The sequence below is a fragment of the Bacillus mycoides genome, from assembly GCF_001757995.1.
GTDB lineage: Bacteria > Bacillota > Bacilli > Bacillales > Bacillaceae_G > Bacillus_A > Bacillus_A mycoides_B.
This window is the reverse complement of record NZ_LXLV01000042.1, coordinates 1-9091: the sequence shown is the minus strand read 5'-3', so window position 1 is coordinate 9091 and position 9091 is coordinate 1. Positions and strand designations below refer to the sequence as shown.

General features: G+C 29.6%; 7 protein-coding genes and 2 pseudogenes. 7 read left to right on the top strand and 2 right to left on the bottom strand.

Annotated elements, in window-relative coordinates:
* Window positions 1-74 precede the first annotated feature (74 nt).
* The 6 genes and pseudogenes from BWGOE10_RS15285 to BWGOE10_RS15260 all read left to right on the top strand — a co-directional run bounded on the left by BWGOE10_RS15285 (window position 75) and on the right by BWGOE10_RS15260 (window position 6004).
* Window positions 75-677 carry a DUF2975 domain-containing protein gene (locus BWGOE10_RS15285; RefSeq protein WP_070144215.1) on the top strand — a complete coding sequence of 201 codons (603 nt, stop codon included), beginning with the start codon at window positions 75-77 and terminating at the stop codon, window positions 675-677.
* Between the two features lie 22 nt (window positions 678-699).
* Entirely contained in the window at window positions 700-924 is a 225-nt protein-coding gene (locus BWGOE10_RS15280; protein ID WP_070144214.1) for a helix-turn-helix domain-containing protein, read from the top strand.
* A 1094-nt stretch (window positions 925-2018) separates the two neighbouring features.
* Window positions 2019-2816, top strand: coding sequence for a peptidoglycan-N-acetylglucosamine deacetylase (locus tag BWGOE10_RS15275; RefSeq protein WP_070144213.1), 798 nt, complete (start codon window positions 2019-2021; stop codon window positions 2814-2816).
* A 16-nt stretch (window positions 2817-2832) separates the two neighbouring features.
* Entirely contained in the window at window positions 2833-3492 is a 660-nt protein-coding gene (locus tag BWGOE10_RS15270) for a YkyA family protein (protein WP_070144212.1), read from the top strand.
* A gap of 140 nt (window positions 3493-3632) precedes the next feature.
* Window positions 3633-3905 (top strand): annotated as a pseudogene (locus BWGOE10_RS33475) (response regulator); the annotation flags it as partial.
* 251 nt (window positions 3906-4156) lie between these two features.
* The gene (locus BWGOE10_RS15260; RefSeq protein ID WP_070144211.1) at window positions 4157-6004 is read left to right on the top strand and encodes a sensor histidine kinase; all 1848 of its coding nucleotides are present in this window, start codon (window positions 4157-4159) and stop codon (window positions 6002-6004) included.
* A gap of 761 nt (window positions 6005-6765) precedes the next feature.
* On the opposite strand, the pseudogene BWGOE10_RS33470 reads toward BWGOE10_RS15260, so the two are convergent.
* Window positions 6766-7119 (bottom strand): annotated as a pseudogene (locus BWGOE10_RS33470) (hypothetical protein); the annotation flags it as partial.
* Between the two features lie 1054 nt (window positions 7120-8173).
* Here BWGOE10_RS33470 and BWGOE10_RS15250 point away from each other — a divergent pair.
* Window positions 8174-8650, top strand: coding sequence for a GNAT family N-acetyltransferase (locus tag BWGOE10_RS15250; RefSeq protein ID WP_070144209.1), 477 nt, complete (start codon window positions 8174-8176; stop codon window positions 8648-8650).
* 79 nt (window positions 8651-8729) lie between these two features.
* On the opposite strand, the gene BWGOE10_RS15245 is transcribed toward BWGOE10_RS15250, so the two are convergent.
* Window positions 8730-8990, bottom strand: a complete 261-nt coding sequence (locus BWGOE10_RS15245) for a hypothetical protein (protein WP_070144208.1) — start codon at window positions 8988-8990, stop codon at window positions 8730-8732.
* Between the last annotated feature and the right edge of the window lie 101 nt (window positions 8991-9091).

Genomic DNA, 9091 nt, shown 5'->3' with positions numbered 1-9091 from the left:
CAGATTGTATAAGAGACAGATGAAAAACAATGAAAATGGTGCTATATTAATAAAAAAGAAATGGAGTGAAAAATATGAATCAAGTTAAGTATTTTATTGGTTTTGAAAAAACAATAAAATTGTTTCAAATTTTATTTAACATTTTTTATTGGATAGTAATTATTGGGATGCTTCTGGTTCTAGGTATGATGATTGGAGGGATATTAGTTCATCCCCATACCTTACTTGACATTTTGACTACAAAAGGAGGTACTTTTTATTTACACTCTTACCATTCTTCTTATGAAATTGATATAAATCATATTCAACATACAAAAATTAGGACATTGATGATAAATGCTTGTATAATAGTTGAAGTAATCCTAATAGTATTATTATTTATCACTTTACAGATAAAAAGAATTTTACAGTTTACAAGAAATAAACAACCCTTTTCTAAAAGTTGTATTAAACACATCCAATACTTGGCGTATGGGGTTATTATTTATAGTTTAATCATCGGATTGCTAGGTAATATTTGGGATTTTTTACTTGTAAGGACACTTCAATTGTCTGAAACCGTAATTTCTCTTAAGTTTAATTTTGAAATGATGATAATGGGGTTTCTTCTTTTATTTTTGTCTCATATTTTTAAATATGGTGCATATTTGCAAGAAGAATACGATTCTACTTTATAAGTTTTACGAGAGGTGCTATTTTATGGCTATTATTACACGATTGGATAGGGTATTAGCAGATAGGAAAATGCAATTGGGGGAATTAGCCGATGCTGTGGGAATATCTGTAGTCAATTTATCCAATTTAAAAACAGGTAAAGTAAAAGCTATTCGCTTTTCTACACTTAATGCAATTTGTAGGGTTTTAAATTGTCAACCTGGAGATATCTTAGAATATGATGATTCTGAAAATGATGAAGATTTATAAAAATTTAAACTATAGCTTTTTCTTTTTCAATATATTTATGGTAAGGCATCTATAATTCCTGTTGAAGAGTAATCTGTAATCCCATTAAAATAAGTGGTAATTTTACGTGGGATTAAGAGTGTAGATTCAAAAAGAGATAAAACACCTTAAACAGTGTTCTTATCTCTTTTTTACTTTATATGGTGGGGCCTAATAAGGATTCTATTATTTGTATCAAAGATCCACAAATAAAAAAAGATAAGATCGGGGAACACGATCTTATCTTCAGCACAAGGAGTAAACATAAGGGATAACCATCATATTTTTAATATACTTTAATTTTTGTCAATTTTGAATATTAAAACCATAATTAACAAGTATATCTATATTGAGAAATTTATTACAAAATTAGCTATAAATGATTCGAAATCCGAATGTAAACTTTTAGCCATTAGTTTACATTAAATTCTAAAAGGGTTATCGTCAGCATTTTGAAAAATGCTGGCGGTACCCCAGATAACAATCTTTAAAAAATGCATGTTATCTGCATGTTATCTGCACTTTATCTTTACATTAAACTTTTATCATATAGTCGTACCCAAAAGGTATGACAGAATTTCAGAAGGTTAACCAAAGAGAATTTTATCAATATACCGCATGCATTTTTATATTTGTAGGGGTTTTATAACACTCACGGTTTAACCAAGTCTATAAATTGTTAACATATTCACTAAAAATAAGTTGACCTAGGAAGGGTTTTTTTTGAAAAAAAATAATTTTATATCTTATCCTGATATTTATAGGTTTTGTATCAGTTTATTTTTTATTAGGTCCAAAATTAAAAGGAAATCTTAATAAAAATTGAAATTCAGAAAAAGTTATAATCATAGATCCAGGACACGGAGGAACGAATGAATTCAAAACAATTCCAAACAGATATAGCCTCTGGAATTGTTAATGGTGTTATAGAATATCTTAAAAAATAGTAGTCTAGTTAAATTAAACTACTAAACCAAAAATAAAGTTCAGTATATAATTAAAAATTTCAATTTTACTGGATAAATTTATTCAGTGGAAAATATATAACTAAAGGTTACTAGAAAGGACATACTAGAATGTTTGCAAAAGGACTAAAAACAACGGTGATTATATCAATAGTTGCTTGTATCACACTAGGAATTTTTATGTTTCAATTCTTCACATCACCTGCCAAAGGGGTAATGAACCAAGAAAATACTGTTCAACTGGCAAGTGAGCAAACAAAAGGAGAAATAAAAAAAACAGCACCCGATAAATATAATGGTCAGGTTCGGAAAGTAGCATATTTAACATTTGATGATGGACCAAGTCAATTTCAAAAAGAAATTTTAGATATTTTGAAGAGCAATAATATAAAAGGAACTTTCTTTATGATTGGTGGAAATATTCCAGCTCATAAAGAAAGCGTAATACGCTTAGTAAATGAAGGGCACTATCCCGGTGTTCATAGTATGACACACAATTTTGGGAAACTGTATACGCAAGGGAAATTTGTTGAGGAAATGCAACAAGCGCAGAATATCATGAAAGAAGTAACTGGAATTCATCCAAATCTTGTTCGTTGTCCATATGGGAGTATGCCCGGACTTAAACAGGAATTACGAGATAAAATGGTAAATGTCGGAATGAAGGAATGGGACTGGACAGTAGATTCATTGGATTATACGTTCCCGGGAAATCCAGATGCTGTGGTTCAAAAAACAATTTCTCAGGTTGGTAAAAATCGCGAAGTAATTTTAATGCATGAAAAATCACAAACAGTTCAGGCATTGCAAAAAATTATTGATAATCTTCGTAGTAAAGGTTATGAATTTGAAGTGTATGATGAAGCCTCTCATTTCCCATTAAATTTTTGGAAAGATGATCGCATCTAAGTAGGAGGAATTGCAGTTGATATATAGAAAACTAGCCCTTATAACAGCCCTATCTGTAACCTTGTTGTCAGGCTGTTTAGGACAAAAACCAGAAGCAAATTTGTATGTAGCATTTGAAAATGCTGCAAAGCAAGAAAAGACAATGTATGAAGATACGAAAAAATTAGCAGAATTAGAAAAGCAAGGACAAGAGTTATATACTCAAATTACACTTGAAGGAAAAGAGAACAATCAAGTAGTGAAAGAAAAGTTAGATCAAGCTGTAACAAACATAAATGATCGTGAAAAAGTATTAGAGAAAGAGAAGGCTACCTTAGAAAATGCACAAAATGAAGTGAAGTCTGTTGATAAATATATAAAAAAATTAGAAGATAAGAAATTACAAGAACAGGCTGAAAAAGTTCAAGATATGTATAAAAATCGTGCTAAATCTTTCAAGAAATTGCATGATGACTATAAAAACTCATTACAATTAGAACAAGAACTGTACAAAATGCTACAAGCAAAAGATGAAAAACTTAAATCAATTGAGGAGAAAGTAAAAACGGTCAATCAGTCTTATGAACAAATTCATTCAGATCAAGATAGTTTTAATACATACACGAAAGAGTATAATCAGAACAAATTAGCCTTTTATAAACAAGCAAATATTAATATTAAAGAAGGAAAAAAATAAATCGATTTTAAAAAATGAAGTGTATTTCTCGGGGTGAGTTTTTTACAGTCCGAATAAGAAAAGCCAAATTGTTCTTGATAATCAAGAACAATTTGGCTTTTCTTATTCAGTAGTCATTTTAATTAAAGTTAGGATATGAAGTAGTAGAAGCAATAGAAGAGAAGGAAGTATTGTTTTTATTTGAAGAAAACGAATTTCATTTAGTTATTTTTGATATCATGTTATCCAGAACAGATGGTTGGTCTGTTTATCGACGAATCCGTAAGATATCAAATGATCCTATCATTACGTTGACGACTCGCTTTGATGAAGCTGATACGTTACTCGGATTTAAGTTAAGGGTCAACAAAACCTTATATCCCCCATTCTTACTAGCAAGAACGAAACAATCATTCGACATTCTGATTGTTTAAAAAGAATTATTCAATTATATATTATCTAATACTGGTATTCATGTACACTTCCTATTACCTATAGCCATAATAGAAGGAAAAGGCATTAACCTGAATCATACAGAATTTGACATATTAATATAGGGCTATGAATTTGTTGGTGATGATCGCATAGTAAATAGTGATATTTGTAAATTGCGAAATAAATGGGGAGATAAATCTAAGAGTGTTATAATCATTGTTCGAGCCGTTTGTATATTGGAGGATAAGGTATGAAAACAGGAATTGTATTAAAATTATTTATGTTAACAACACTGCTATGTATGTTGATCTTGGCAACCATTTTTGCTGGACAAACAATATTCTTTAAACAATTTTATGCGAATAAAAAAGTGGATGACATCAAAACAAACATGAGATCTTTTGAAATAGATTATCTAAATAGTAACGGAAATTCACAAACCATTCAAAAATTAGAACAAGATTTCTATCGAGAGCATAATACATGGATTACAACATTAGATAGTAATGGGAATTTAAAGAATGTAAATGAATTTTATATAGAAGTAACATTAAATCAACCTAAAAATAAAGAAAACCAATTTGCTAATTCTACAATTACCATACCGCTGTATAATTTCAAGGTTGAGGACAATCATGCTAGGGATATTTCAAATGAAAAATTCCCTTTAGGAGAAACAGTTACTTTGCATGGTATAGAAAAAAATGCTGAATTTATTCCATATCTTTTATTCTTCAGAACGAAAACTCCTAATTTGGTAAATGTGTCAATAGATAAAAAAACAAGTGAACTTATGGAAAAACTTAAATATAAATATAAACTTGAAAAAGAGGAATCTGAATATAGAAAAGAATATGAAGAAAAATCACCTAAAAAAATTCTGGAAGGAAAAATTACAAAGGTTCAACTTTTAGATGAGAAGGAACAATCGAATTTTATTTATACAAATACATTGTTTATGGAAAAGATACAAGAGTTTCAGGCAGACTTATTGCTAAATGAAAAGAATACTAACTATGATTCATTACAAGAAATCGATTATGAGCAGAATGATATTAAATATAAGCTCATAATAAAACCGATAAAGGATAAAAGCGGTGCTATAACATACATTTTTTCAATGACTTCGTTGCAGCCAGTTGATGAAGCTGTACAAATGATACAAGAGTATTATGTCTATATTATTATGTTTGTGTTGCTTCTTATTTTTATAGCTTCTTTTTACTATTCAAAAAAGATTGCAAGGCCCTTATTACAAATAAACAAGACAACCCAAAAAATTGCAAACTTAGATTTCTCGGAAAGGGTTCCAGTCATGTCAAAAGATGAAATTGGTGATTTATCTCAAAATATTAATTTACTTTCAAATACATTACATTCACATATTGAGCAGTTACAGCGAGACATAGAGAAAGAAAAACAATTGGAACATACAAGAAAAGAATTTATTTCAGGAGTATCGCATGAGTTAAAGACTCCTCTAAGTATTATGAAAAGTTGTATTTCTATTTTAAAAGATGGTGTTGCAAGTCATAAGAAAGAGTATTACTTTAAGGCAATGGAAAAAGAAGTGGATAAGATGGATATGTTAATTGTAGATATGCTTGAGTTAGCAAAATTTGAATCTGGTACGTATAAAATGCAGATGGATGTTTTTTATATTGACCAAGCCATTCAGCATATTTGTGAACAATTATCTATGGAGATAACAAAAAAGCAATTACATGTTCACACACATCTTTCTGCAATTGAAGTCATTGCAAATTACCATCGTATAGAACAAGTACTCACAAACTTTATCACAAATGCTATTCGTTACACGCCAGAAAAAGAAAATATTATTATTTCTACAATAGATGAGCCAAGTCGCATAAAAGTTTGTATCGAAAATAAAGGTGCCCATATTGAAGAAGATCAATTAGATAAAATTTGGGATCGTTTTTACCGGGTTGATACAGCTCGTCAACGCTCACAAGGTGGAACAGGTCTTGGACTTGCCATTTCAAAAAATATTTTAGAACTTCATGGAGCTGAGTATGGGGTCCATAATACAGTTGATGGCGTGTTGTTTTATTTCTATTTACAGAAAAAAGTGTAGAACGGAGGTTCTACACTTTTTTCATTTATTTTGATGGTATCTTTACCTTTTCCTTAACATAAAAAGAATAGGTTCGTTTGTTTCTAAATGTACAAAATTTCCGAAATAATCTGGTGAGTTCTGGTGCAAAAAGATACTATTTCACTTAATACGTAGTTGTGCTTCAGCATCAAAGAAATGTACATGGTCCATGTTAAATACCAGTTGCGTTTGATAATCATTACGTGTATCTAAACGTACAATGAAGAATTGATGGCTCTGATGCAAAAAAACAAAGCCTCTTGCAAGTAATCTCCTAAACTTGGATATACTGATACTAGTATTTTAAAAAAGAACAGATTGATTTACGGTACCAGTCTGTCCAAAATCAAAAAGGGGTTCGACCGAGATACGTGTAAAAATAGGTCATAGGCTTACTTTTATTTCCAGGTGGAATTTATGGAGCTTATAAATATAGTTTCGTCTATTTTTATTAAGTAATTTGTCTATTATGGGTTAACCCTAATCATCCATTAGTTAGCTACTGAAAACACCTCATCCCGATTGTATGATTAGGATGTATGATAATAAGTTCAAAAATAATAGAGAAAACCCCGATTTTAAGTCTGTTTGGAAATTAAAGTAAGCCTATGACTCAAAATTACATGTATCTCGGCTGTACCCCAAAAAGAATTCACCCATCAATTGTTTGAACTTGTAGCATAAGATACAAGTCCCTTAGGAATATATGCATTTTATTCTTTTTTGCACCAAAACGCTTACTACTTCCACGGTGTTTCTGTTTTATGCTCAATAACTTGTAATACGTTGGGCTCAATATCCTTTAACACTTCTTCCTTTGAACGGTTGCTTTTAGGAGTTTCTCCATTTTGTTCACCTTCAATTTGTACGTCAATCTGTGTGTTTGAAATCACATCAATCACTTGTTGTTTAGAAACATTTTTATCTGCCGCAATCTCTACAACAGTTTTACCTTTAGCTAATTCTTGTTTTAAATCTGTTGCGCTAATTTTTAATAAAGAAAATAGTTTTGCATCGTTTAAATAGAAATCAGCAGTATAATCAGGCTTCCCATTTGTAGAAAATAAACCTTCTACTTTAATACTTGGAGGTGTAGGTTCTCCTTGTAATACTGATTCAATTTCTTCAGAAGTTGGTGCTTTTATTGTTTTTTCTACCGAAACATTTTCAGTTGAGGCTTTTGTTGTTACTGAATCATTTTTTTCTTTTTGAGCTGCATAGGTACTACCAGCTCCTACTAATAATGCTGTTGAAATACCTAGTGTCGTTAATAATTTTGCATTAAATTTTGCCATATTATTTCCTCTTTTCCTTGTTTTAATATGTGTTACAAGTACAAATATAATTGGATCCTGTAAAGATGAGATGCAGATGATATAAAGCTGAAATGGATTTTTCGCCACAAATCTTATATCTAGTAGGGGTAAGGCAACATGCCCATCAACTTAAGAAAAGTAAACACCCCAAAAAGAAAAAATGAGCTGAATTCTCAAAATAGCAAACTGTAGAAAAAGAGAATTTTCATTTAGGGGTTACTTCAAAATCTTAGCTTGGTGGACATGTATTTATCTTTAAAAATACTGTAAGTATAAGATTTTGTAGTCCTTAGCGTACAATTTTCCCAGAATGATATCGTGACCCTTATTATAAGGATTCTTTTTTTGTATCAAAAATCTACAAATAAAAAAGATAAGATCGACGAGCACGATCTTATCTTTAACATAAGGGAAAAACAAGTGACACAAACCATCATAATTTTTATGATATTATATTTTTTGTTAATTTTTTATATAAAACCCATATTTAACATCTATATCAATATTGAGAAATTTATTACAAAATTAGCTATAAATGATTCAAAACTTCAATGTAAACTTTTACCCATTAGTATACATTCAAAATATTGATTTCATTAATCTTATTCGACTTTATCTATTTTTAGCAAAATCAGTAACAAAAGTATACATTCAAAACACTATAAACAAAATGGCCAAGAAGCCTGTAAACAAAAAGACAATTCATTAATATAAAAAAGATGGTTCGAATTAGAATTTTATATCATCTCTTTCCTTTATCTTATATAATTAAAGTAATAATATTCAGATATTTGTATAGTTAAGAAAAAGGAAAAAAAGAGAGGGAATTATAATGGGGATTAATCCAATAACTAATGATAATAGAAAAAAGGTAATTTCATTTTTTAAAGAGCATTGGGGAAGCTCAGAAATGGTGATTTCTTCAGGTATGTTTCAGTGCGATGCATTAGATGGTTTCATCTTTGAAGAATATAATCAGATTAATGGTTTAATTACATATGTGATAAAAGAGAATGAAGTTGAAGTTATTTCGTTGGATAGTATTCAAGAAGGAAAAGGTATTGGTTCGGCATTGATGGAAAAAGTTGAAAACATAGCGAAACAGGAGGGATTCAGGGAAGTAAATTTAGTAATGACAAATGATAATTTAAATGCTTTGAAGTTTTATCAAAAAAGAGGTTATCGAATTATTTCTATTATTCCTAATGCTGTTAATGAAGCACGAAAAATAAAGCCTTCTATTCCATTAATCGGGAATGATGGGATTCCATTAAACGATGAATTAAAGTTAGCTAAAAGAAATCTTTAGAGGGCATATTTATATTATTCGCTTCTCAAATTAAACAACTTTATTATCCTTACACAGGTATTCTTTTTTATATTTTCATCTAAGCAACTAAATAATTAACTGCCATATATATGGCTAGAAATACACCTACTACTAACTCAAGACCAATAATTATATATGAAACATTTAAATACAAATCTCTTATGCTTCTATATATAAACATAATCCCTAATAAGAAGAATGTAACATATAAATATTGACCGTTGCTAAAAGCTAAAGTACCAGATAGTAAAATTAAAGTTAGAAACAGCTTGTCTATTGTTTTATAATTAATTATTTTTCGTCCAACAAGTAGTTGCATAAATTCCCTCCTAATATTCATTTTCCTAATTATGGATATTATTAGGTATATTATATCATGAATTTTCTGTTTTTTTATTGTAAATAAGCTATATATATTCT